Source organism: Neorhizobium sp. P1_A6 (assembly GCF_056406795.1).
In genome coordinates this window covers 25,423-48,169 of the sequence record NZ_JBFTZM010000005.1, presented here as the reverse complement: position 1 = coordinate 48,169, position 22,747 = coordinate 25,423, and the positions used below count along the sequence as shown (strand labels likewise).

At 58.5% G+C, this 22,747-nt stretch carries 19 protein-coding genes and 1 pseudogene; 9 read left to right on the top strand and 11 right to left on the bottom strand.

Going from position 1 to position 22,747, the window contains the following annotated elements:
- The first annotated feature begins 527 nt into the window (after positions 1–527).
- Positions 528–1,955 (top strand): hypothetical protein, encoded by a 1,428-nt coding sequence (locus tag AC1D3C_RS12000; RefSeq protein WP_477483045.1) that lies wholly within the window; start codon positions 528–530, stop codon positions 1,953–1,955.
- Positions 1,956–1,971: 16 nt separating this feature from the next.
- On the top strand, positions 1,972–3,597 hold the full coding sequence (locus tag AC1D3C_RS11995) for a hypothetical protein (protein ID WP_477483044.1): 1,626 nt from the start codon (positions 1,972–1,974) through the stop codon (positions 3,595–3,597).
- Positions 3,598–4,111: 514 nt separating this feature from the next.
- Here the strand turns inward: AC1D3C_RS11995 and AC1D3C_RS11990 are convergent.
- A complete protein-coding gene (locus AC1D3C_RS11990; RefSeq protein WP_477483043.1) occupies positions 4,112–4,519 on the bottom strand; it encodes a hypothetical protein in 408 nt (135 codons plus the stop codon).
- 43 nt (positions 4,520–4,562) lie between these two features.
- Positions 4,563–5,726 carry an SH3 domain-containing protein gene (locus AC1D3C_RS11985; protein ID WP_477483042.1) on the bottom strand — a complete coding sequence of 388 codons (1,164 nt, stop codon included), beginning with the start codon at positions 5,724–5,726 and terminating at the stop codon, positions 4,563–4,565.
- 398 nt (positions 5,727–6,124) lie between these two features.
- Between AC1D3C_RS11985 and AC1D3C_RS11980 the strand changes: the two genes are divergently transcribed.
- Positions 6,125–6,397, top strand: a complete 273-nt coding sequence (locus tag AC1D3C_RS11980; RefSeq protein ID WP_477483041.1) for a hypothetical protein — start codon at positions 6,125–6,127, stop codon at positions 6,395–6,397.
- A gap of 220 nt (positions 6,398–6,617) precedes the next feature.
- Here AC1D3C_RS11980 and AC1D3C_RS11975 read toward each other — a convergent pair whose 3' ends face one another.
- From AC1D3C_RS11975 to AC1D3C_RS11965, 3 genes are all read right to left on the bottom strand, one after another.
- Complete coding sequence (locus tag AC1D3C_RS11975; protein ID WP_477483040.1) at positions 6,618–8,216, bottom strand: DUF927 domain-containing protein; 1,599 nt, start codon at positions 8,214–8,216, stop codon at positions 6,618–6,620.
- Positions 8,217–8,337: 121 nt separating this feature from the next.
- A complete protein-coding gene (locus AC1D3C_RS11970; RefSeq protein WP_477483039.1) occupies positions 8,338–9,243 on the bottom strand; it encodes a hypothetical protein in 906 nt (301 codons plus the stop codon).
- Positions 9,244–9,457: 214 nt separating this feature from the next.
- Positions 9,458–10,201 carry a hypothetical protein gene (locus AC1D3C_RS11965; protein ID WP_477483038.1) on the bottom strand — a complete coding sequence of 248 codons (744 nt, stop codon included), beginning with the start codon at positions 10,199–10,201 and terminating at the stop codon, positions 9,458–9,460.
- 416 nt (positions 10,202–10,617) lie between these two features.
- Between AC1D3C_RS11965 and AC1D3C_RS11960 the strand changes: the two genes are divergently transcribed.
- Positions 10,618–10,857: a hypothetical protein gene (locus tag AC1D3C_RS11960; RefSeq protein ID WP_038545138.1), complete on the top strand. Its 240-nt coding sequence runs from the start codon at positions 10,618–10,620 to the stop codon at positions 10,855–10,857.
- Positions 10,858–11,089: 232 nt separating this feature from the next.
- Here AC1D3C_RS11960 and AC1D3C_RS11955 read toward each other — a convergent pair whose 3' ends face one another.
- Complete coding sequence (locus AC1D3C_RS11955) at positions 11,090–11,263, bottom strand: DUF1328 domain-containing protein (protein WP_038545141.1); 174 nt, start codon at positions 11,261–11,263, stop codon at positions 11,090–11,092.
- 157 nt (positions 11,264–11,420) lie between these two features.
- Between AC1D3C_RS11955 and AC1D3C_RS11950 the strand changes: the two genes are divergently transcribed.
- Entirely contained in the window at positions 11,421–12,224 is an 804-nt protein-coding gene (locus AC1D3C_RS11950; protein WP_247038361.1) for an inositol monophosphatase family protein, read from the top strand.
- A gap of 66 nt (positions 12,225–12,290) precedes the next feature.
- Here AC1D3C_RS11950 and AC1D3C_RS11945 read toward each other — a convergent pair whose 3' ends face one another.
- From AC1D3C_RS11945 to AC1D3C_RS11935, 3 genes are all read right to left on the bottom strand, one after another.
- Complete coding sequence (locus AC1D3C_RS11945; protein ID WP_477483037.1) at positions 12,291–13,340, bottom strand: ABC transporter ATP-binding protein; 1,050 nt, start codon at positions 13,338–13,340, stop codon at positions 12,291–12,293.
- A complete protein-coding gene (locus AC1D3C_RS11940) occupies positions 13,337–14,905 on the bottom strand; it encodes an ABC transporter permease (RefSeq protein WP_477483036.1) in 1,569 nt (522 codons plus the stop codon). The genes AC1D3C_RS11945 and AC1D3C_RS11940 overlap by 4 nt, the downstream gene beginning before the upstream one ends.
- A gap of 71 nt (positions 14,906–14,976) precedes the next feature.
- A complete protein-coding gene (locus AC1D3C_RS11935; protein WP_247038355.1) occupies positions 14,977–15,990 on the bottom strand; it encodes an iron ABC transporter substrate-binding protein in 1,014 nt (337 codons plus the stop codon).
- Between the two features lie 321 nt (positions 15,991–16,311).
- Here AC1D3C_RS11935 and AC1D3C_RS11930 point away from each other — a divergent pair, with 321 nt between their 5' ends.
- The 3 genes and pseudogenes from AC1D3C_RS11930 (at position 16,312) to AC1D3C_RS11920 (ending at position 20,238) form a co-directional block, all read left to right on the top strand.
- On the top strand, positions 16,312–18,381 hold the full coding sequence (locus AC1D3C_RS11930) for an ATP-dependent helicase (protein WP_477483035.1): 2,070 nt from the start codon (positions 16,312–16,314) through the stop codon (positions 18,379–18,381).
- A gap of 53 nt (positions 18,382–18,434) precedes the next feature.
- Positions 18,435–19,429, top strand: a pseudogene (locus AC1D3C_RS11925) (dipeptidase).
- 98 nt (positions 19,430–19,527) lie between these two features.
- A complete protein-coding gene (locus AC1D3C_RS11920; RefSeq protein ID WP_477483034.1) occupies positions 19,528–20,238 on the top strand; it encodes an alpha/beta fold hydrolase in 711 nt (236 codons plus the stop codon).
- Positions 20,239–20,304: 66 nt separating this feature from the next.
- On the opposite strand, the gene AC1D3C_RS11915 is transcribed toward AC1D3C_RS11920, so the two are convergent.
- Positions 20,305–20,802 carry a histidine kinase gene (locus AC1D3C_RS11915; RefSeq protein ID WP_477483033.1) on the bottom strand — a complete coding sequence of 166 codons (498 nt, stop codon included), beginning with the start codon at positions 20,800–20,802 and terminating at the stop codon, positions 20,305–20,307.
- A 248-nt stretch (positions 20,803–21,050) separates the two neighbouring features.
- Here AC1D3C_RS11915 and AC1D3C_RS11910 point away from each other — a divergent pair, with 248 nt between their 5' ends.
- A complete protein-coding gene (locus AC1D3C_RS11910; RefSeq protein WP_477483032.1) occupies positions 21,051–21,935 on the top strand; it encodes an AraC family transcriptional regulator in 885 nt (294 codons plus the stop codon).
- A gap of 88 nt (positions 21,936–22,023) precedes the next feature.
- On the opposite strand, the gene AC1D3C_RS11905 is transcribed toward AC1D3C_RS11910, so the two are convergent.
- On the bottom strand, positions 22,024–22,746 hold the full coding sequence (locus AC1D3C_RS11905) for a DUF1003 domain-containing protein (protein ID WP_080719208.1): 723 nt from the start codon (positions 22,744–22,746) through the stop codon (positions 22,024–22,026).
- Position 22,747 lies beyond the last annotated feature (1 nt).

Genomic DNA, 22,747 nt, shown 5'->3' with positions numbered 1-22,747 from the left:
AGCGGAAATGTAACATCAAAATTTACGCGTTGGGCTCTCCTGTCACCAATGGCCGTAATTAACCTTGGTGTTACGGCGCTCGCGATCAAACTGTGACGTAACGGCAGCGTATACCCCAATGTTACTCGAAGATCGTTCCGCATCGCCGTGCCGATCGGTACGAACACCGTTGACATTAGCTTGCGCCAAAAAAAAGCCGTGCTTTCCAGCCCCGAGTTCTAGTCGGATTATCTGTCGCCGAAGGCGAGCTTCTGTTCCATGCCGAGGGCGATTTTCGTGGCGCGGGCCTGAATGCAGAGACTTGTAAATTTCGATCCGTAGACCGGTCAGGTATTTGAGTTTAAGCAAACGGAAATTATTTCCGTCAGCGTCGGCTCGGCCTGGGCTATCTGCTAAAGGCTTGACCGATCCTACCGAAAAATCGAACCAAGCTCGAAAGCCTCGCAATGATCGTCAGTCGGGTTCCTTGCCTGCCAAACATCAATTGGCTAATCTTTACGCATACGACCTTGGAAAGCGTCGATTGAATGGTATTTCAAGAACTAGACAATTATTCTTCATCGGAAGCGGTTGAAGCGATTGCGCATTTAAAGTCGCTGATCGAGACCCGGACATTCAAGAAAGAGCAACTTCAGGAAGACGGGGTTATTGCAGACTTGCGTCGGCTTGCCTGGGCGGCTTCGCGGGGATCGGTTCAGATACGCCTGGAGGCGCTTTCGGTTCTCGGCAAGGCAGCGGAGGTTTCCGTGCCAATAGCGGCGGCGGTCAGACCGCTGATAATAAGTGCGTTATCTGAAAGCCCCCCGCACACAGGAGACTGGGGCAACGCCGATGACAGGTACTACTTCGCCAAGGCGGTGTCGGCTTCGACCAACGAATGGATTGGTCGCTATGCTGCGCGTGAACTCGCGCTAGCCGGAACCTCAGAGGTCCGCTCCAAAGACGTGTGGGCGGAACTTGCGCTCGCTAACTGCGGCAGCATCGCCGAGGCCATCGAAGAAATAGCCGACGGATTAAAGAGCCAACAAGGTGAAGGACCGGACGACCCCCTCACTCCATTTCGCCGGCTCAACCGGGTGTGCGAATCTCTATTAAAGCCCCTCCGTGTTTCCGAACTTCCGGCGGGGTCGGGTCTGGGAGGGGCGCTTCGCTCCCTTTTCAGCTTGTCGGCGGGAAGTTCAACCGCAGAGTTCATAAAGGTTCGCGAAACGGCTGCGTTGTCAGCCATGGATCTCGTGATCACGATTCTGCGCCTTCGGGTTGATACGCTTTTCGACCGAGACATGTACAGAGCGGTGAGCGCGCCCTTGAACTGGTGGCGGCCCGCCACCCCTCCCCCCAGCGTGGATGAGCGCTTAAACCGCTTGGCTAATCTAGCGGTCGACGCGCTTCTTGTCGTGGCTCGGCAGGGTCACAAGGACGTCGAGTTGAGGCGATCAATAGCTGCCGCTCTGGGAAACAAGAGAATAGATGAGATAGCATCACGCAGGGCCACCGCCGATCCAGGCCTTTTGCCGGAAGTATCCCACTGGCTGTCGACCGGTCGGGAACTTCAAGCCGCGGCCAAGAACGAGACCCTCGGAGAGGTTCTCGACCAAGAGCTGGACGAGCTCATTGCACGGATGGCGATCGAGAGAAAAAGGTTCGAGATGACCCCCGCGGATGTGCGTCAGATCGGTGATGCCATCGAGGCCTTCGAACCAGTCCACGCATCGACTATTAAGACCGTCGGCACGCACCTTGACCTCCTTGGACAGTCGATCGACACCATCCTGCGCAAGCGCGGGATTTCGGTTTCGCCGGAGCGCGACGAGACAGTGAAATACGATCCCCGCTCGCACGACGCTTCCAGGCCGATAACAACATCGATGGAAGCGAAGGTGGTCGTACCAGGAGCAGTCAAAACGACGCCAGGGAGACCTCCGGTGATCCTGGTGAAAGCTATAGTGAAATAGGGCAAAGGGGACATGGGTGGACAAGGAACGCGCCAAAGACTTACTGATGAACCTGCTCGAGCGAGCGATGAGCGGCGAGCGGACTTTCCTGACTTCACGGGAAGTGGGGGCGCTCAAATCGCTTTTGCTCGACGAGGTTGAACAACCGAGCGCGGAAGCCGTTCCGGTGGCTCCCCTCTCGGCTCCGCAATCGTCGAAGGCTACGGCCGCCAAAACCTACAAGCTGGCTCTGGACCTCGGCAGCGCCGAAAACGAAGACTCCAATTCGATAGTCTGCGTGGATTTCGGCACTTCCTTCTCCAAAGCATTCGCGACCGTAAACGGAGCGGGCGGTACCAGATACGTCGATCTGCCTATCGGGGACGGATCCTCCGGAAGCAGGCTCACCACGCCGTCCGAACTTCTTGTAGCTGATGGCAAGATCTTCTTTGGCTCGAAGGCGCGCCAGCATGTTGAGGACACGCAGACGTCCACCGAAGCTATCATAGATTCCATCAAGCAGTTTATCACGCTCGGAAAGGAGGTCTCCAAGTTGGGTGCAGCACGACTACCCACAATTCAGGACAAGAACGGCAGCTTGACTCAGCGCGATGTGCTCGTTCTTTACCTCGCACATTTGATGCACCTCACCGAAACGGCTCTCGCAGGCGCGGGCTTACCCAGGAACCTTTTGCGCCGGTTCGCTCACCCCGCTTGGAAAGACCATTCCAAGGAAGAAAACGCCAAGGAGATGCGCCGTCTTATGGCGGAGGCGATTGTGCTCGCGCGCTCGGTCGGTGCTGACCTTGCAGACGTCATGGACCTCGCGAGTGCGCTGACGCTTCTTGAACAACTAAAGACCTTGTCCGAGGAATTGCTGCCGGTCGCGTTGATCGGCGAACCTGTGCGGGAGGCCACCGCAGCAGGTGCTGGCGCCCTGCTATCTACGCCAGAAAACACACGCCAGGCCTATCTTATCGTGGACGTTGGAGCAGGCACGACTGACGTCGCAGGTTTTCTTTGCGTCAACAACCCGGACTGGGATAAAGCGCGCGTCTTCGAAATCTCGACAGCCGCTACCGCCATGAATAAGGCGGGTAACATGCTGGATCAGATCCTACACAAATATATTCTCGATAAGAGTTCGCTCACCCAAGACACGACCGAATACCGTTCCGCGTCGCTGGACATCCGGCGACAGCGGCGGGCACTGAAGGAGCAGCTCTTCGCGGAAGGCCGACTGGTCGTTCTGCTTCCGACGGACGAAGCAGTCGAGGTCGAGCTTTCAGCCTTCCTCAATCTGCCTCAGATGCGGGACTTTTCGAAGACGCTCCACGACCTCGTAGCGGAATCGGCCGCGATCGTTGCAGGAGCCGCTTCGCGAATCAAGCTGGTGGCGACTGGAGGTGGCAGTCGGCTGCCGTTTGTGAGAAAGCTGGCGGAAGAAGGAGTTCGGCTCAACAAGCGGCACATTGAGTTCGATCTTGTCGAAGCGATGCCTACTACGCTAGCTGAAACGAACCCCGAACTCAGCGACGCGTTCCCCCAAGTCGCCGTCGCATTTGGCGGATCTCTTCCAGAGCTACCTGAACAACGGTCGAGTGTGCCGACAGGAATAGAGCATGCTCCGAAACGCCTTATCGCACCTATGTACAAGTCGTAGGAAAATCCGGCGGCCCACAGTGATTACTTTGGAAGAGGAGTCAGGCGGAAATTATTTCCGTTGAGTTCTCAACTTGGGTTGGATGTTATGGCGCGTTCTGTCTTCGTGACCGATGCGGCGAACCATTGCTCGACATGAAAGCGTTCGGATGCGTGTTCAATAGTACGTCCAGCCTCGCAAATGGGGCAGCCGGGAAGCGCTTTATGGTAAGCGGTGTTTTCCTCGCACATTGACCAAGCTCGATTGGGCATTCCGAAAGATGCCGCTACGACATTGATGGCAAGAATGCGCCAAAGGCGGTCATTACATGTTTGCTAAAGTTCGAGCGCATTACCTTCTGGATCGCGAGCGTAGGCGATCAATGCAATATAGGCGCCGGTCTATCTGACAACAGGAATGGGGGCTATACTTCGGGAAAAATGATGTCACATCATCATTGTCTCGCAAAGGATGCAGCTAAACCTATTTGGTGCCCATTTGAAGCCAGCGGCGATAGACGACTTGTCCACAAGACCTAAGCCTTTTTGAATAGCGTGAGGAATAGACTAGTGAAGAAGCCCCCAAACGCTGCTTCCACAACAGATATCGCCGCAGGAAGCGAGGATTCTGACTTTATGAACCCAGTGCCAAATAAATACATGACAAAAGCAATTCCCAGGACATAGGCAAGCAATAAAACGCTTAAGATGGTGATGAAGGTCCAACTCACGATTTTGCCGCTTGGACCCGAAGTTAATTGAATATCTCCTACAACGATACCGACATAGGTTCCAAAAACGGGCAGGAATACGGCCATTGTCGATACGTAATTTTCGATTAAAGTTATGCGATTTTTTAAGTAGAACGCAGAAAATGCGACGACCGCTATGTGGAGCGCTACTACAAGCATCGAATACAATGATCGTACCGTGCGTTCATACATAAACATATCCTATTTTTTAGCGTTGGTGTGCATACCCTTCGATTTAATCGGACAAATGTCGACCTATTTGTTTGGAAATCTCGCTCATTACAGCCGTTCGAACATTTTCGAAACCATCGTCGAAGTTCAGCGGCTGAAAATCTCCAATAGGCTTTCCTTCGGATGAAGGCCAGCGCTTAATGGCGGTGACGGGCAAGTCAACATAAAGGAGATAGTTTTCTGGTTCACCGTTCCAGTAGACATAAAACGCCCAATTACTACGCTCCCATATTCCCGGTCTGCCAGATAGCTGGTTTCCAAGAGTCAACAGTTCAACTTCAATACGACCTTGGGAAATCATGGCGCTGCAGGTAACTGCTACTCCGATCTCACACGGTGTCTCAATAACCTTTTCAAGAGCCGTTATCACCGAACTGTACAAGTTTCTTATTCCATCGCCACGTAGTGAATAAAACTGATCCCTGGTAATACTGATCATGCGCGGGAGTCCTCCTGCGCCAAATGAAAGCCGGAATGCCGCGAACCCAGCCTGCCGCAATCGAATTACCTCGTCTAACTCGTGGCCAGGAATAGTTTTTAAGCAGATGAGCCTAGTATCTTTAGAAAAAAGATATGGATAAATTTTATCAGCGGCAAGATAGTACTTTGAATTTTCTATATCTCCAGCGTTACATTCCCTGATTTGCGTCCCATTTCTGGTGAGTTTATTAAGCCCTTGCGATAAGCTCTCGTTTTGCCTTAGCAGGACATATAACTCCTGGGGATTGCTGCAGCCCCCATCGTAGCAGAAGTACGTTCCTACACAGTAATCTCGCACTGCCGAAAGCACGGCGGACCAATTCCCGGTCTTCACACTACAGAACTCGGAAAGTTTTGCTAAGCTTACCGGGTCCAACTTCCCCGAAATTCTCTGAAGAAATTCGCTCGCGGGTATTGTATATGGGGCATATACCCAGCCTTTTTTTGGGCCTTCCCCATTGTTGTATTCTATAACTCCCCAATCGTTCCTAATTTCCGTTACATTCACCAACTTCCCGTTATTTAAACGTTCGAGTACTGGATATCTTGAGCTTGGCCCAGTCCTTATATTAAGCCATCCGTCAGAAGGATCATTTATGGTGCGGGCTTCTGCGTGCAAAGAACCCGGCATCAAAAGAGCCATAAGGGCGATTAGGAGCGCGGGCGTTGCCATCGTAAAAAATCGCATGGTAACTATCCAAACTTCAACAGGGCTATCTACGTCGCCAGCCTACCCATTAAATAATGAATTGTAGAGTGTGAAAGACACATTGGAGAAATCGTTAGGCATCCTTGCCGTTTTCTATTCCGACCGGCGTGGCGCGCTGCCGCTCATGTTTCGTCTCACGACAGAAACTGGTGGACTCGTCTCGCCCTAGGCGCGGATAGCGGCCCCCTCGCCGTGGAGATTCCAGCCCAATCGCCGCCTCACGTGTACGCCCCCCCGAAAGTGGCTGGGTCGCAGTACACTGGAATCTGCTGCGGTCGGAACTAACTCTGTATCTGTATCTTTCAACGTTCAGTGACCTAGAATACAGCAATTGCCTCTACATTGCGGGCAACAAATTGATGTCAGCAAGTCCTATCATGGTCGGCATCCTCATCTCTGGCGGATCCGGCAACAGGCGGCGATTCTATGGATCAGTCGAACTCGACATGGTGCGGCCCGTCAAATCCTTTGATGCTATCCTCAACGCGGTGGTGATGGAACTGCAAAGGACCCAAGGCGCCAAGGTAAAGATGACGCTTGAGATTGAAGCCGAAGCCAGCGATGGTTTTGCGGAAGGTGAAGTGAGCGTCATTCGCGACAATGCTCGGCAGCTCAAGTTTAAGTCTGAGTCGACGGGTTTCGAGGAGTGATGTGTTTTCGAATTTCAGGGTTGGTCGCCGGCCGGCTCGGCGATCTTGAACGTTTCGCAGCTTTCGCCGTGCTAAACGCGCCAGCGAGTCTCCTGGCTGATTTGCCCGCGGTAGCCCCCTTCTTCCAGATGCCTCGCCTCATCGCTCCGGAAGCCGGCTTTGACCACCCGATACACGTTGACGAAGCGAAGCGCGCGGCGCGGGGTTGTCTAGCTGAGACTCAGTCCCTGGAGGTCGCGAAGGCGATACGCTCCAACGCAGTGAGTGGAATTCGCAGGAACCTCTTTCCCAACCTTCGATCCTGAAAGTACGGCGTCGATCCAGACGAGATATTTGAACCCCAAGCCCTAAAGGCTGACATAGCCTCAGCTTCGGGCACTCCCGCAAACCGTGAGACCGCCCCCTTTTCGATCATAACGAGTTTCTCACTATCCCATTGTGAGATGAAAGCTTGCGTATTGGTAAGATCCTCCTTGGCTGTCGCGATCGGGATGTGCCCAAGTCCGAGATGTGCGAGGATTGCCAAGGCAGACTGCCGCGCCGTGTCATCGCGGGTGCTCGTAGCGAGTTTCGGCGCACGATCAGCCTCATGCAAACGGGAGATCGCTTCAAAGGGTAAGGTCTTCTCCCAATCGACCACACAAGCCCGGATCAGTTCATCTCCCGCCGCAGCGAGCTGAGCGAACCTGACCGCGATTGACCTAACTAGACTATCGGCACCTGCCCCCGCTAAACGTTCGGTGTAAACCGATACATTGCGCGGAAATCGTAATTTGATTTCGTCTTGATGTTCGACGAGCCAACGGATCCACTTTAAATAGCTATGTCCAGAATAAGTGGCTATTCGGGCTGATAACTCATTTGTTTGGTTAGCCCGCTGCTCTTCCGTCCATGAAGATGGCCAAATACCCCCATTCTCGCGGAGTGGTACAGCAATCGTCATCAGTCGAGCATCTTGTCCGCTGCCCTTTCGCCTAGTTTTCAAGGTATCAAGATCGATTTCACCGGTTACGACAGCAGTGGTGCGCCAGCGCAAATTCGGGAAACTGGCGCCTTTCGAACGGGCCTTTCCCCTTCCATTCGACGCTGTATAGATGAAGGGAGATAGGGCCTGCTCAATTGCCGCCACATCCAGGGAGTTCAACTCATCGAAGACGGCAACGTTATCGGAGCAATACTGCAACGCCTCCTCGAATGCGCGCGGAGTGGAATCAAACGGCTCAAGCTCCCTATCGGATGGCGGACGAGTAATCCCGTTGATAAGTGCCGCAAGCGTCGTCTTTCCAGTGCGACTTTCGCCCCAGAAATAGATCACAGGACGCTCCGGTGACGGCAAAAGACCCAGCAGAGGCTGAGCAAAAGCAATCATGGTTGCCGCGGCGACGAAGTCGCTTTTCGTTGCGGCCTCGTCGATGAAGTCGATCAGTTCATCGTTCCGCGTCTCTGGATAAGATATGTACTTTTGACGTAATTCCTGATGGAGAAAAAAGTCCGCTTTATTTATTCCTTTGCATATCTGGCCATTGAAGACGAAACATTTCCCGTGCCAACCGCTCCGGACCGCGACCGTTGCCGAGGACGGGCGAACGCTTTTTAGTGCCTCGGCCAGCTGCTGCTTGATGACCGGCCGATCGAAAAATTGCAGCCCCGCGTTAATGAGCTCCGGCCCGCATTTTCTAGGATCGGTTGCATCTTCCGCAGGCATCCAGATACGCACTACCGGTGTGTTGCCGACCCGGGCATAGACGCCTAGACAGGGTCTAGCTTCGCCCTCGACTTGGGCTCCCTTCACCACTTCAATCACCAATTCTTCTGCCATGAGGCTCTCCGTTTTTACTTACTTGCTTACTTGAAATTTAACCGCACCTAGTAGCGGGGACGCAAAATGGCCCCACCCTGCAGTTTCGATACCCACCCCGCAGATCTACCCATCTTGGCCTCTAACTGTCATGTCGGATCCCCTGTTTGAGCAATTCATCGATAATCGGCTGCAAGTCACGGTGTTCGAATTTATCAATCACTCCGGCCGGAGGGCCGATACTGATAAGTAATTCGGTGACGTGATGAGCTGCCATCCAACCCAGCCATTCGACCTTGGCTGCTCCTGTCAGATGATTTGATCTGCCACGGATCAGGCGGCCATCTACTCCCACAATTTGACTTCGAAGTTCGGGGACCTGCTTAAAGAAATAACTCAGCACTCGAGCAAGGTCCGCTGGCGTTCTCACAGGCTCAAGTTGTACCGGCCGAAGAGCCGAGGATCGCTTTTTCAATACGGATTTAAAAGCAGCTCGAAGATCCATGCTGGGCACGCCGTCGACAAGGAGATGGCAGTGGGGTTCGAATAAGAACGCCCGACCAGACGTAGGAGTCGCGGAGATTTCCACCATGCCAACCGCCCAAAAGTCGGCGAATGATTTCTGGAGCAGGTTGAGGGCCCTGCGTATCCCGCGTTTGAAGGCGCCGATGTTAAACCGCGTGAGATCGCCAGATCGCCGCCGGTCGGCGGTATCGGCAAAGGTAAGATGGTAGAGATTTGTATAGGTAGAAGAGAGGGACTTATTCAGCTCTCCCAATCCCCAAGCCCGGGCGCGGAACTGCTCGAAGGCGCAAGCGGCGCTCGCTCTACGGAGGTCGACCCTGTTCCAATTGACATGAAAGGCATCGCAGGCGAGATCAACCTGCGATGCCTGGAGGGCTTCCAGCCGATTTAGCTGCGCAGCTGCGATGCCGTCCACCGAGAATGTATTAGAATTATGAATGCTTTTCAGGCACGCTCGCACCTCAAATTCGCGATCGTGCAGATAACGCTCCAGTCCATTTCGCCCAGTCGATGTGTTAGGCATGAGGACGTCCTCCTATGAAGCGACGTGCACGGAGCGCCGTCGTTGGAGGATGGCAAGTTCGGTCGAGCTTCTGCCAGGATGATTTTTGTTCACAATTCAGCTCGTCGCGCAGCCGTTCGGCAGCATGATAATCCATGTGTCACCTGTTAATTGGAGGATTGGTTCGCAAGCAGGGGAGGTAGCGATTCAGCCACCTCGCGCCTCCGCTATGCCGTTAGTCCCAGAGATCGCCGAAGTCTGTTAGATCAAGCTGATCACGACATCCGGGCGCGTGTATAAGGCGATTGGCTTGAACTCCGACACCAACCGTGACCACACGGTCAGAGATGCGGTGAACGCCGTAGTTCTGAGCTAGCTCGCATAGCAAGTCTTTCTTCTTCACGCAGGACGGCCTTGACGGATTATACAGGCTTCGCTTGATGTAGCTGTACAGTAAGACCTCATGGAGAAATGCGCTATCGCCGAAATCCCTTGTGATATGTTCATGCAGAGCAAGGGGAGTGACGCCATCATCGAAATCTTCGAAAATGGAAGCGACCTTCGCGGCCGCCTGAACTCGCCTCGTGCAGGAGAATTCGATCGCGAGAACCTTACGCCGCCGAGCTAAGTCGAGGATCAAACCGGTCGTGCCTATGAAAATTGAATCCCTGCGGGTTATCGAGGAGGCAAGACGTCGAAGTAAACGGTTCGCCGCAGATATTGGGATCCTTCGGGTATCACCTATTTTGACGGATAAATCTTCGAGAATGAAAGCGCCGCGATACCAGGATCGCCGGTCAAATCGCTCTGTACGGCGGAACGCTGACAGCACCGAGGCCATGTCAGATCCGCACTTGAGACACCGCCCATCCATACACGGAGAACCGTCGTTACACGGTGGAAGTGGAGGATCGCCTTCTTCACAGTTGAAATAGTTGTTCAGTACCTTTCGTTGGCGCTCGCCGAACTTGAATTGCATGGCTTATCCTCAAATTTTGGGTTGGCGGCATGCGCTCGGCAGGCCGAGTTACAAAGCTTATTTACCGCGTGATAATGGGACCTTCGCGAGCGTCATTTGCCCAAGGTTTGCCCAAGCTACGCACTACACGTGCTTGAGATATCGACGTCCTTACGGGGCCGCATAACCGGGAAGCCGCAATTTACGGCACAGTCACTGCGTTGACATCGTAGGGGTCACAGGTTCAATCCCTGTCACGCCCACCATCCAGTTCAAAACGTTGAGAAATCCGCTTCGGCGGATTTCTTCGTTTCTGCCCCTCCCTTAACGAATTCGTTCCAAAACGGCACATCTTCTCCCTAAACTCTTCACCAGCCTTGCTGGCGATTTGGTCATTTGCGCCTGTTATGGTGTTACAAAATCAAGGGGAGTATAGCATGGCGCAGTTCAAGAATTTGGAGCATCTCGTCCAGACCGGCGCGCCGGCCTTCGACAAGGACTGGATGCCCGGACAGAAAGTGCCGAATGCCGGGATCTACCGGTGCCGGACCTGCGGCGACGAGATCGTCGTCCACAAGGCCGCCGCCATCCCGCAAATCCATCACGAGCATACCGTCCTTGGCCCGGTAGTCTGGAAGCTGCTCGTGTTCGCCCAGAAACATCCGTCGCGCCCCTGACCTCCGCATCTGCGCAGAGCAGTCTCGCCGCATCGAGACCGGTCTCTTTTTTTCGCTCGAGCGTACCGAATCGGCCTCAACCCGCCTCGTAGCACGACATGGAATATGCCAAATGCGACCCACCGCGTCATTGATGCGGATTTTCCCCAATTTGCCCCGCCCGACCTTCGGCGGGGCTTTTTTGTTTCAGCGGCCCGATTCCTTGCGCTTCACCCGCGGGACGTCAGGAGAATCAGAGAATCGCATTGCCGGCCGCAAAGGCGAGCACGACGAAAATCAGGAAAACGACAAGGAAGATGAAGAACAGGATTTTCGCGATCCCTGCCGTCGCGGCGGAAATGCCGGAAAAGCCGAGGAAGCCGGAAATCAGCGAGATGACGAGGAAGATGAGAGCCCATTTCAGCATGGAATTGTTCCTTCACGTTGATGGTCCGATAACGCGAAGAAATGTTCCAGGGTTCCATAAACGTGCCACTCGTAAGCCTCGACTGCGAAGCGGCGTATCTCCAATATGTCCCTGCCCTCTGCGCGATATCCGCGAAACGTGAATTGGATTGCGACACATGATATTGAGCACCGAATACGACCGGATGCTGTCTCTTGCCAGTAAAGCCGCCGTCGCGGCTGGGAATGCAGTGATCGAACAGTGGGAAGCATCCCGCAGCCAGGTCCGCTTCAAGGGGCCAAGCGATCTGGTGACCGGCGCCGACCTGCTCTCGGACGAGATTATCCAGGCGGCGATCAAGGCCGAGTTTCCCCTCCACCGCATCCTCTCGGAAGAAGACGCCGACAGCCACCGCTTCGATTACTCAGGTCCCTTGTGGATTATCGACCCAATCGACGGAACCGCGAATTACGCAAGGGGACATCCCTATTTCGGCATTTCGGTCGCTTTCGCCATGGATGGTGACGTTCTGGCGGGTTGCGTCCATGCGCCTGCTTTGGGCGAAACATTCACCGCGGCGAAGGGCCAGGGCGCCTTTCTGAACGGCCGCCCGATCCGGGCGTCCTCGCCGGATAGCCTGGCGCGTTCGATCGTCAGCACCGGTTTCCCGCATGAAAAAAGCGATCCCGGTCCGCTGCTGGAACGGGTGCGGATAATTCTGTCGATGTGCCAGGACATCCGGCGCGGCGCGGCGCCGGTTCTGGATATCGCCTATGTCGCAGCCGGACGGCTGGATGCCCACACGGAAACGCTGTTCCCGTGGGACGTCGCCGCCGCGGGGCTTATCGCGACGGAGGCTGGTGCAACCCGCAGCCACCTTGCAGGCGTTTCTGAAAACATTCCGCCTGATCTATCCGGAAACGCGGTCCTGTTCTCCTCGCCTGCCATTCACGACGAGATCGCGGCACACCTTCGGCGATGAAGGTCCCGTAGAATCCTGAAAGTCACAGATCCTTTTTCAGGCGGCCTGTAGTTGTCGCACGCCGGCTTACCGGAAGAGGTGGGCGGCTCCCGCCACACCGATCGTCACCCGATCCCCGGCGGCAAGCGTCTCGCGGCTCGGAATGTCGAGCCGGAAGGAGAAGCCTTGTGGGTCGCTGCCAAGCCTGATTCGTACGTCCGAGGTCGGACCGCAGAAATTGATGTCGGTGATCGTCCCCGAGGCGCCACTGCTGCCGTCCGGGCTGCTGTCCTGCATGACGGTAACCTGTTCGGGCCGCAGCATGATCTCGCCTTTGCCGCGATAGGCGACGTCGTCGACCGGCAGCACGCCCAGCGGGCTTTTTGCCTGTCCGCCGGCGATGTCGGCCGGCAGAACGATCGCCTCGCCGAGAAACGCCGCTGTCGCCGCATCGACCGGCCGCGAATAGACCTCGCGCGGGCTGCCCACCTGCGCAAACCGGCCGGCCCGCATCACCGCCACCTGGTCGGCAAAGGCGAGCGCCTCGCCCTGGTCGTGGGTGACCAGAAGCGTGGTGATGCCGGCCGCGGTCAGCACATCGGTCACCGCTTTGCGGGTCGCGGCCCTCAGACCCGTATCCAGGGCCGAGAAGGGCTCGTCGAGCAGCATCAGCCGCGGCTTGCGGGCCAAGGCCCTCGCAAGCGCTACGCGCTGCTGCTGGCCGCCTGAGAGCTGGTCCGGCTTGCGGGCAAGCATGGCCCGGTCAAGCCCGACCATGTCCATCAACTCCGCGATGCGGGCATTCTTGACCGAGGCCTCCGCATCGAGCCCGAAACCGATATTCTGGCGGATCGTCAGATGCGGGAACAGGCAGCCGTCTTGGGCCACGATGCCGATGCCGCGCTTGTGCGCCGGCACCTGGGACGAGCCGTCGGCAAGCGTCCGCCCATCGAACACAATGCGGCCCTCATCCGGAGCGTCGAAGCCGGCAACCAGGCGCAGCAGCGTGGTCTTGCCGCAGCCGGACGGGCCGACAATCGCCGTGCGGCTGCCGGCTGTCACCGACAGGTCGACGCCGTCGAGGGCGGCCACGGAGCCGTACTGTTTGCGCAGGGAGGTCAGGGTAAGCAGCGTCATCGCCCGGCGATCTTTTTCGATTGGTGATGGAGAAGAAAGGTGAGCGGCAGCGAAAAAGCCACCATCAGCACTGCATAAGGCGCAGCACCCGCATAGTCGATCTCGCCGGTCAGCGCCCAGAAGGCCATGGCGAGCGTGCGGGTGCCGTTCGGCGCCAGCATCTGGGTAGCGGTGAGCTCGTTCATGATGCCAAGCGAGGAGAGCGCGACGCCGGCCGCAGCGCCCGGTGCCGCAAGCCGGATCGTGGTCGCCAGCAGCGCATTGCCCGGCGAACGCCCCAAGCTTGCCGCCGCCTGTTCGATCTCGACCGGCACCTGCGCAATGCTGGCGCGCAAGCTCACCAGCGCGCGCGGCAAAAACATCACCACATAGGCAAGCACGATGGTGGCAACGCTCTGGTAGAGCGGCAGCATGGCCCGCACGGTGATCGTCACCAGCGCCAGCGCCACGACGACGCCCGGCATCGAACTCGCGAGATAATAGCAGCCTTCGAGGAACCGGCTGGCACGGGTCGGTCGGCGCACGGAAAGCCAGGCGATCGGCACGGCGGCTGCCGTCGTTGCAAGCCCGCCGATCAGGCAGATGACCAGCGTCTGCCACAGCGCCAGCCCGACCTCGTCGAGGCGCCAGACGTCGGCGCCGCCGGCGATCAGCCAGCGACCGAGGGTCAGCACCGGAATGCCGAGCGCAAACGCGGCCGTCACCGCAGGCAGGAGGAGAGCGACGTATTTCCACTTGCCGAGCCGAGCGATCTTCGGCCGGCGCGCGACGCCGGAGCCGAGCCGCGCATACCGGCTGCGGCCGCGCAGCGAGGCTTCGAGGCCGAGCAGCACGAAACAGCAGAGCACCAGCACCAGCGCCAGCATGTAGGCGGCAACGCCGTTATAGGTGGACTGGAACTGGTCGATGATCGCGGTCGTGAACGTGTCGAAGCGGATCATCGCAAACAGCCCGTATTCGGCCAGCAGATGCAGGCCGACCAGCAGCGCCCCGCCGCAAAGGGCAAGCCGGAGCTGCGGCAGCACGACGCGCCGGAAAACGGCGAAAGGCGCCAGCCCGAGCGATGCCGCCTGGTCCTCAAGCGCCGGGTCGAGCAGCCGGAAGGCGGCCGAAAGCGGAAGATAGAGAAACGGAAAATAGGCGACGACCGAGATCGCCACGCCGGCGGGAAGGCCGTTGAAACCGGGCCACATTCCGATCCAGGCATAGGAATGCACGAAGGCCGGCACGGCAAGCGGCGTGACGCAGAGCCAGGACCAGAAACGCGCGCCCGGCAGGTCGCTGCGCTCGGTCAGCCAGGCGAGCGAAACGCCAAGCACGGCGCAGATCGGAATGGTGAAGACGACGAGCAGGACGGTATTGGCCAGCAGCTCGCCGACCCGCGAGCGGAAGATCAGCTGCGAGGCCATCTCCCAGCCGGTCACCGCCGCCGCCCACAACACGAAGCCGAGCGGCAGGAGCGCCAGCAAAGCCACCACGACCGCGATCGTCAGCGTCCAGAACGATGCCGCCGGCAGGCGGTGTCGCGGCGCGATGGAGATCCGGGTATCTGTGGTGGAAGTCATTGACGGTCCGAAAATACGAGACATCGCAGGTACGCCCTGCGATGTCTCCATGCAACTGTTATCGACCGCTTTTAGAGCAGGCCGGCGGCGGTCATCATGTCGGTGACCTTTGCGTTGTTGAGGGTCGAGGGCTCGACCTTCGGGGCCTGTAGGTCGGCGATCGGGGTCAGCATCTTGTTGGAAGCCTCGCCCTTGCCGACGGCATATTCAAAGGAGGTGCCATCGCGCAGAACCTTCTGGCCGCCCTTGCCGGTAACCCACTTCAGGAAGGCCTGGGCCTGTTCCTTGTGCTTGGAGGAGGCGAGGACGCCGCCGCCCGAGATCGACACGAAAGCGCCCGGATCCTGGTTCTTGAAATAATGCATGCCGACGTTCTTGGTGTTTTCGCCGGTCTTCGCCACGTCGCCGAAATAATAGTAGTGATAGATCAGCGCGCCTTCGAACTGGCCCGCATTGACAGCCTTCATCGCGGTCGAATTGCCGCGGATCGGGGTCGCATTTTCCTTCATGCCCTTCAGCCAGGCAGCGGTCGCTTCCTCGCCCTTGAGCTGCAGCAGCGCACCGACGATCGCCTGGAAGTCGGCGCCCGACGGAGAAGCCGTCCAGCGGCCCTTCCATTCCGGCTTGGCAAGGTCGAGCATCGACTTCGGCAGCTTGTCTTCCGTCAGCTTGGTCTTGTCATAGGCAAAAACCGTCGAGCGGGCAGCGATGCCGACCCAGTTGCCGTTGGCCGGATGGAAGCCCGGCAGAACCTGGTCGAGCGTCGCCTTGTCGATCGGTGCGAACAGGCCCTTGCCGTCCACCAGCGCCATGGCCGGCGAGTTTTCGGTGAGGAACACGTCGGCCGGCGAATTGGCGCCTTCCTGCACGATCTGGTTGGCGATTTCGAGGTCGCCGCCCTGGCGGATGGTAACGACGATGCCGGTCTCTTCCGTGAAGGCCTGCGCCCATTCCTTGGTCAGCCCCTCGTGCTGGGCATTATAGATGGTCAGGCTATCCTTGACCTGCGCCGAAGCCGGCGAGGAAAGAGCGAGAACAGAAACAGCCAGGGCAACGCCCGCAGCCAAGGTGAACGAAGTTTTCAAGATCGCCTCCGCAAGAGAGTCAGGAATTTGACGAGGCCGTCATAACCAAAGCAGAGATTTGTGGTCAAGTTTATTTCGAGAGGCCACATAACAAAAGCGTGATTTACGTTTGAAATACAAACAGATACAGGGCCGGAAGCGAATTGGTCGCAGCACCAGCCCTTGGAACGCAATTGCACTTGGGCGGAAATACCGCCGCCAGCATGATCGCAATGTTCCGGCACGCATGCAAGTTGGTGACTTGCCGCATGCACGGCAATGCCGATTTCCGCGTAGGCGCACGAATCAGCTATGGCTAATTCGAACACATCGGGAACGGGCATGGCTGTTGCTTATCTGGAAAAGCTGAATGACGCGCAGCGGCGCGCGGTGGAGCACGGCTCGGACGTGCCCAAAGGCGGCCCGGCCGGGCCTTTGCTGGTCATCGCCGGCGCCGGTTCTGGCAAGACCAACACGCTCGCCCATCGTGTCGCGCATCTGATCGTCTCGGGCGCCGATCCACGCCGCATCCTGTTGATGACCTTTTCCCGCCGCGCCGCCTCCGAAATGGGCCGCCGCGTCGAGCGCATCTGCGCGCAGGTTCTGGGCGCCAATGCCGGCATCATGACCGACGCGCTCTCCTGGGCCGGCACCTTCCACGGCATCGGCGCCCGCCTGCTGCGCCTTCACGCCGACCAGATCGGCCTCGACCACGACTTCACCATCCACGACCGGGAAGATTCCGCCGACCTGATGAACCTCGTGCGTCACGAACTCGGCTTCTCGAAAACAGAGAACCGGTTTCCGACCAAGGGCACCTGCCTGCAGATCTATTCCCGCGCGGTGAATTCGGAAACGCCTCTGGACGAGGTGCTGAAACTCTATTTCCCCTGGTGCTCCGCCTGGGAAAAGCAGCTGCGCGAACTGTTCGCCTCCTATGTCGAGGCCAAGCAGGCCCAGAACGTGCTGGATTACGATGACCTCCTGCTCTACTGGGCGCAGATGATGAGCGAGCCGGCGATTGCGCAGGATGTCGGCGGCCGTTTCGACCACGTCCTCGTCGACGAATACCAGGACACCAACCGGCTGCAATCGTCGATCCTGATGGCGATGAAACCCGGCGGTATCGGCCTCACCGTCGTCGGCGACGATGCGCAGTCGATCTATTCCTTCCGGGCCGCGACGATCCGCAACATCCTCGATTTCCCGAACACGTTCGATCCGCCGGCCAACATCGTCACGCTCGACCGCAATTACCGCTCGACCAATACGATTCTGGCCGCCGCCAACGGCGTCATCGATCTTGCCCGCGAGCGCTTCACCAAGAACCTGTGGACCGAGCGCCAGTCGGAGGAGCGTCCCCGCCTCGTTGCCGTCAAGGACGAGGCCGAACAGGCCAATTACATCGTCGAAAAAATCCTCGAGAACCGCGAAACCGGCATGACGCTGAAAAACCAGGCCGTGCTGTTCCGCTCCTCCCACCATTCCGGACCCCTCGAAGTCGAGCTCACCCGCCGCAACATTCCCTTCGTGAAATTCGGCGGCCTGAAGTTTTTGGACAGCGCCCATGTCAAGGACATGCTGGCGGCGCTGCGTTTCGCCCAGAACCCGCGCGACCGCGTCGCCGGTTTCCGGCTGATGCAGCTCATCCCCGGCATCGGCCCGCAGACGGCCGGAAAAGTCCTCGATGCGATCGCCGCCGATCCCGAACCGCTCGCTGCCCTCCAGGAAATTCCCGCCCCGCCACGGTCCGGTGCCGATTGGCCGGCCTTTGTCGACATGCTCGCCGCCGTCCGCAAGGGCCAGGGCTGGCCCTCCGAGATCGGTCTCGCCCGTCTCTGGTATGAACCGCATCTCATCCGAATTCACGAGGATGCCGAGACCCGCAAGGCCGACCTTTTGCAGCTCGAGCAGATCGCCTCCGGCTATACCTCCCGCGAACGGTTCCTTACCGAACTGACACTCGATCCGCCGGATGCGACCAGCGCCGAATCCGGCACGCCTCTGCTCGACGAGGATTATCTGATCCTTTCGACCATCCATTCCTCGAAGGGCCAGGAATGGCGCTCGGTCTTTCTTCTGAACTGCGTCGACGGCTGCATCCCCTCCGACCTCGGCGTCGGCTCGACCGCCGAGGTCGAGGAGGAACGCCGCCTCCTCTACGTCGCGATGACGCGGGCCAAGGACCACCTGCATCTGATGACGCCGCAGCGTTTCTTCGTGCACGGCCAGGCGTCGCAGGGCGACCGCCATGTCTATGCCGCCCGCACCCGCTTCATCCCGGCGACGCTGCTGCAATTCTTCGAAACCGCCGCCTGGCCGGTCGTCGCCCAGATGACCGACGCCGAACGCCAGGCCCGCCACCAGGTCCGCATCGACGTCACCGCCCGCATGCGCGGCATGTGGCGGTAACAAAACTGTCCTAAGACTCGCCAGCAATCTGCCCCGGAACCGGACGAATTCTTATGGAAAAAATCGCAGTCTTCGACGGGCATAACGATGCGGTCCAGTTCATGCTGGACTATAAGCCTGGGGGCCGGGACTTCCTCATCCGGTCCGAGGCCGGCCATCTCGATCTTCCCCGCGCGATCGAAGGGCACCTGGTCGGCGGATTGTTTGCGCTACATGCCTATCCGGAGCGCAAGCCGGAAAACGATTTGACGGTCACCGACGATGGTTATGAGGTTCGTTATGCCGACGCCCTGGAAGAGGGTTATGCCCGCCGACTGATCGACGCCCAACTTGCCGCCCTCAATCTGTTGATTCGGCGCTCAAGTGGCCGGATGCGCCTCGCGACTGATGTCGGCAGCGTCGAGACCGCCCGGGCGGAATCCGCCTTCGCGGTCGTTCTTCATATGGAAGGCGCCGAGGCGATCGGTCCCGATCTCGACTATCTCCATATCCTCCATACGGCGGGTCTCCGCTCCCTCGGCCCGACACCGGCCCGGGCCTGACGGATATTGGAAGGGAACTGGTGAGAGCCTGTAATGCCCTCGGCATCATGATCGACCTTGCGCATCTGAACGAACGGGGCTTCTGGGATGTGGCGGCCTTGAGCACCGCTCCCCTCGTCGCCACGCATGCCTGTGCCCATGCACTCTGCCCCTCCACCCGCAATCTCACCGATCGGCAGCTTGACGCCATCCGCGATACAGACGGGGTCATCGGCTTCAACCTCGCCGTCTACGATATCCGTGCCGATGCACATCTGGACGAAAACACCCCTCTCGACACCGTCGTCTCCCACATCGGATATCTGATCGACCGCGTTGGCGTGGACCGCGTGGCGCTGGGGTCGGACTTCGACGGCACAGTCGTGCCACGCGAGATCGGGGATGCAAGCGGCCTGCCGCATCTCTTCGCTGCCATGCGCAAAGCCGGTTTCGACGAGCCGACCTTGAGAAAATTCGCCTTCGACAACTGGCTCCGCGTCTTCCGCCTCACCTGGAAGAACGGCTGAACAGCCGTATCCCGCCAAACCTGTCCCCCCACCTGTCGCATTGACTCCACCGGAGCCGGATGGGAAACAACCGGCATCGTTCAGACGGGAGGGGATGAATGGCCAGCCGTAAAATCGTTCTGGTGCAGGGTGCCTGGGGTTCGAGCGCGAGCTGGACGCCGGTTGCCGATATTCTGCGGGGCATGGGCCACCAGGTCTTCGTGCCGAGCCTCACCGGGCTCGGCGAACGCACTCACCTCTTCTCTGGCGCCATCAATCTCGACACCCATATCGGCGATGTCTGCGGCCTTGTCGAAGCGGAAGGCCTGGAGGAGTTCGACCTCGTCGGCCATTCCTACGGCGGCATGGTGATCACGGGGGTCGCCGATCGTTTCGCGGCCCGCATCCGCACGCTGACCTATCTCGACGCCTTCCTGCCGGAAAACGGCCAGTCGGCGCTCGATCTGCTCGGCCCGGAAGTGGCGATGGCCAACCTCGCCATGGCCGGCGAACTCGGCGGCGTGGCGGTGCCGCCTCCTGCCCGTCACGCGACCCGCGTGCCGGAACATCTGCGCCACTACATGACCAGCCGCTCACCGCAGCCGTTCGCGACGATGATCCAGAAGATCAAGCTGTCGGGTGACTATCAGAAGATCACGAAAAGGCTTTACGTCTCGGCCAATATCGACCAGTCGAAGATCTTTTCCGGCATCTACGCCAAACTCAGCGCCGATCCGTCCTGGGCATCCATGGAGGTGCCGAGCGGCCACATGCTGCAGCTCGAAATGCCGGAACAGGTCGCCCGCATCATCCACGATTTCATCGGCTGACTTTTCGCCCGACCGGTCCGACGAAACCGAAAGCGGCGGCGGAAACGACCGCCGCCGCACCTGGTATTACTGTACGATCGGCTTGATCGACAGCAGGATGTCGACCAGTTCCTTCTGGTGCTTTTCCTCGTCGCCCTTGGTTCCCCAATAGGTGACGACGAGGCCCTTGGTCGGCGATGTCTGGATCAGTGCGAGCCCGACGCTCACCGGACCGTTCTCGTCCTTGCCGTCCCAATCGAGCGTGGTCATCTGCATGCCGTTGAACTCCTCGACCGGAGTTTCCTTCAGCGTCTTGGGATCGACGGTGACGCCAACCTCCTTCAGGAAATCGATGGCGTCGGAAACCGTCTTGTCCATCGATTTCAGCTCCGCAACATCGGCGGAGAGATAGACGGCGTTGTCCTTGGACGTGGCATCGACCCCGGTCTCGGTTTCCTTCGGGTTCCAGCCATCAGGGATCTTGATGCTGGCGATCGGAGCGTCGCTCGGGAATTTGAGTGTTTTCGCCTGGGCCAGCGCGGGAGCGGCCAGGACGAGCATGCCAATGAGTAGAGCTTTTTTCATCTGAGAATCCTAGAAAGGTGGGAACCGCAGATGCTTTAACCAGCGGCAAAAAACGTTTAGCACGCAGCCCTTTAAGAATGGGTGGAGCAAACGCTCAAAAACCGGCGATCCCGCCAAACTCGCGTTAGGGTTTGCCACCTCCCCTTCGGCGTCGCTGGCAGGCACCTGCTGATCCATGCCAAACCGCAAGATCGGTCGAGCGCGTCATATTTGAAAGGGCGTAGATGGTGTCGCCACGGAGGAAGACTATGAAGGCGCCACTTGAAAACTACCATGCCCGAATGCAGCGGGTGCTGGACCATATCGACCAGCACCTGGACGATGATCTGGGCCTGGACGTGTTGAGCGGCGTCGCGGCGTTCTCGAAATACCATTTCCACCGGCAGTTCGCGTCCACCTTCGGGGTGTCCGTGCATCGCTATGTCCAGCTTGCGCGTTTGAAGCACGCTTCGCACCGGCTGGCTTCGAAGGACGCTCCAAGCGTCACGGACGTAGCGATGGATGCCGGTTACGATGCACCCGACGCCTTTGCCCGCGCCTTTCGGCAAAGGCTTGGCCAATCGCCTTCATCATTCCGGAAGTCGCCCGACTGGGCACCGTGGCTTGCGGCCTTCGGGCCTTTGAACAATGCGAGGAGCAAGCTCATGCAGATTACCTATACCAACGACGACGTGACTATCCGCGATGTCCCCCCGACGCCGGTGGCGATCATGGAGCATCGGGGCGACCGGGCAACACTCGGCGATACCATCGAGCGCTTCATTGCCTGGCGCAAGGCGGCCGGCTTATCGCCTGAGACGAGCCCGACCTTCAACGTCTTCCGTTCTGAGAGAACGCCTGCGATCCCGGCGGAGTATAGCATGGACCTGTGTGTCGGGACTGACCTGCCGATTGCGTCCGATGACGCACAGATGAAACCAGGCGTAATTCCGGGCGGGCGCTGTGCGGTCCTGCGCGTCTTCCACGATACCCACAATTTGGAACCCGCCGCGCTCTTTCTTTATCGGGATTGGCTTCCAGCCAGTGGAGAGGACGCACGCGACTTCCCCATCTATTGCCAGCGGCACTTCTCCCTCTTCCCGGGCGCGCAGGTCCATGATGTCGTCGTGGAACTGTTCCTGCCGTTGAAATAGTAGCGGTGAACGGCGGCCTGTCCTTCTGATCGTCAGAAGCGGACTGGCCGCCGTTCACCCCATCTCATTCGGCACAAGAGTTCCCGGCCTAGTTCTGGCCCGGCCCGCCGCCACGCCGTTCCAGAAGCTCGATCTGGATCTGCTGCATTTCCGCCAGACGCTCCCATTGATGCGCCATCTGGTGGTCGATCTTTTCATGGAGCTGGCGGATTTCGAGTTCGGCGCGCAGGTTGATCATGTAGTCGTTCTCCGAACGCATCCGGTCCTTTTCCTCCTGCCGCCGCTGGCTCATCATGATGACCGGTGCCTGCAGCGCCGCAAGACATGAGAGCACCAGGTTGAGCAGGATGAACGGATAGGGATCGAACGGGACTGCGAACAGGCCGACGACGTTCACCGCCATCCAAACGCAGAGCACCCCGAGGAAGCTCAGGATGAACGTCCAGGAACCGCCGAAGGACGCGACCTTGTCGGCCACCCGCTCGCCGAAGGTCGGGTTGCGCTCGAGCAGGTTGACGGCGCTCGTCTGCACCGTCGAGGCGCCCTTTTCAAAGCTGTCGAGCACGCGCTTGTCGAGGTCGGAAAGCTCGCCGCGTTCCTCGTCGAGCAACTTTTCCACATAACGGCGGCGATAACGGCCGAGATCCTCGTCGCAGATATAGCTGTCGGCGGTGCAGCTTGGAACTTCCTCTGCCACCATCGCGACGAGGTTCGGCCGCAGATACCCGGCCCTGTGCAGTCTCGATAACGGAAAGGTGCGACCGCAGACGACGCATTGCCCGGTATTGGTCGACGTCATATGCCTGCCCATG

What these genes read in the sequence shown, in the direction of transcription:
- AC1D3C_RS11910 (WP_477483032.1), top strand. Translation starts at nt 21,051, where the DNA reads ATGAAGGCGCCACTTGAAAACTACCATGCCCGAATGCAGCGGGTGCTG.
- AC1D3C_RS11985 (WP_477483042.1), bottom strand. Translation starts at nt 5,726, where the DNA reads ATGCGATTTTTTACGATGGCAACGCCCGCGCTCCTAATCGCCCTTATG.
- AC1D3C_RS11990 (WP_477483043.1), bottom strand. Translation starts at nt 4,519, where the DNA reads ATGTATGAACGCACGGTACGATCATTGTATTCGATGCTTGTAGTAGCG.
- AC1D3C_RS11945 (WP_477483037.1), bottom strand. Translation starts at nt 13,340, where the DNA reads ATGACGCTGCTTACCCTGACCTCCCTGCGCAAACAGTACGGCTCCGTG.
- AC1D3C_RS11905 (WP_080719208.1), bottom strand. Translation starts at nt 22,746, where the DNA reads ATGGGCAGGCATATGACGTCGACCAATACCGGGCAATGCGTCGTCTGC.
- AC1D3C_RS11980 (WP_477483041.1), top strand. Translation starts at nt 6,125, where the DNA reads ATGGTCGGCATCCTCATCTCTGGCGGATCCGGCAACAGGCGGCGATTC.
- AC1D3C_RS11930 (WP_477483035.1), top strand. Translation starts at nt 16,312, where the DNA reads ATGGCTGTTGCTTATCTGGAAAAGCTGAATGACGCGCAGCGGCGCGCG.
- AC1D3C_RS11960 (WP_038545138.1), top strand. Translation starts at nt 10,618, where the DNA reads ATGGCGCAGTTCAAGAATTTGGAGCATCTCGTCCAGACCGGCGCGCCG.
- AC1D3C_RS11915 (WP_477483033.1), bottom strand. Translation starts at nt 20,802, where the DNA reads ATGAAAAAAGCTCTACTCATTGGCATGCTCGTCCTGGCCGCTCCCGCG.
- AC1D3C_RS11955 (WP_038545141.1), bottom strand. Translation starts at nt 11,263, where the DNA reads ATGCTGAAATGGGCTCTCATCTTCCTCGTCATCTCGCTGATTTCCGGC.
- AC1D3C_RS11965 (WP_477483038.1), bottom strand. Translation starts at nt 10,201, where the DNA reads ATGCAATTCAAGTTCGGCGAGCGCCAACGAAAGGTACTGAACAACTAT.
- AC1D3C_RS11920 (WP_477483034.1), top strand. Translation starts at nt 19,528, where the DNA reads ATGGCCAGCCGTAAAATCGTTCTGGTGCAGGGTGCCTGGGGTTCGAGC.
- AC1D3C_RS11950 (WP_247038361.1), top strand. Translation starts at nt 11,421, where the DNA reads ATGATATTGAGCACCGAATACGACCGGATGCTGTCTCTTGCCAGTAAA.
- AC1D3C_RS12000 (WP_477483045.1), top strand. Translation starts at nt 528, where the DNA reads ATGGTATTTCAAGAACTAGACAATTATTCTTCATCGGAAGCGGTTGAA.
- AC1D3C_RS11940 (WP_477483036.1), bottom strand. Translation starts at nt 14,905, where the DNA reads ATGACTTCCACCACAGATACCCGGATCTCCATCGCGCCGCGACACCGC.
- AC1D3C_RS11970 (WP_477483039.1), bottom strand. Translation starts at nt 9,243, where the DNA reads ATGCCTAACACATCGACTGGGCGAAATGGACTGGAGCGTTATCTGCAC.
- AC1D3C_RS11975 (WP_477483040.1), bottom strand. Translation starts at nt 8,216, where the DNA reads ATGGCAGAAGAATTGGTGATTGAAGTGGTGAAGGGAGCCCAAGTCGAG.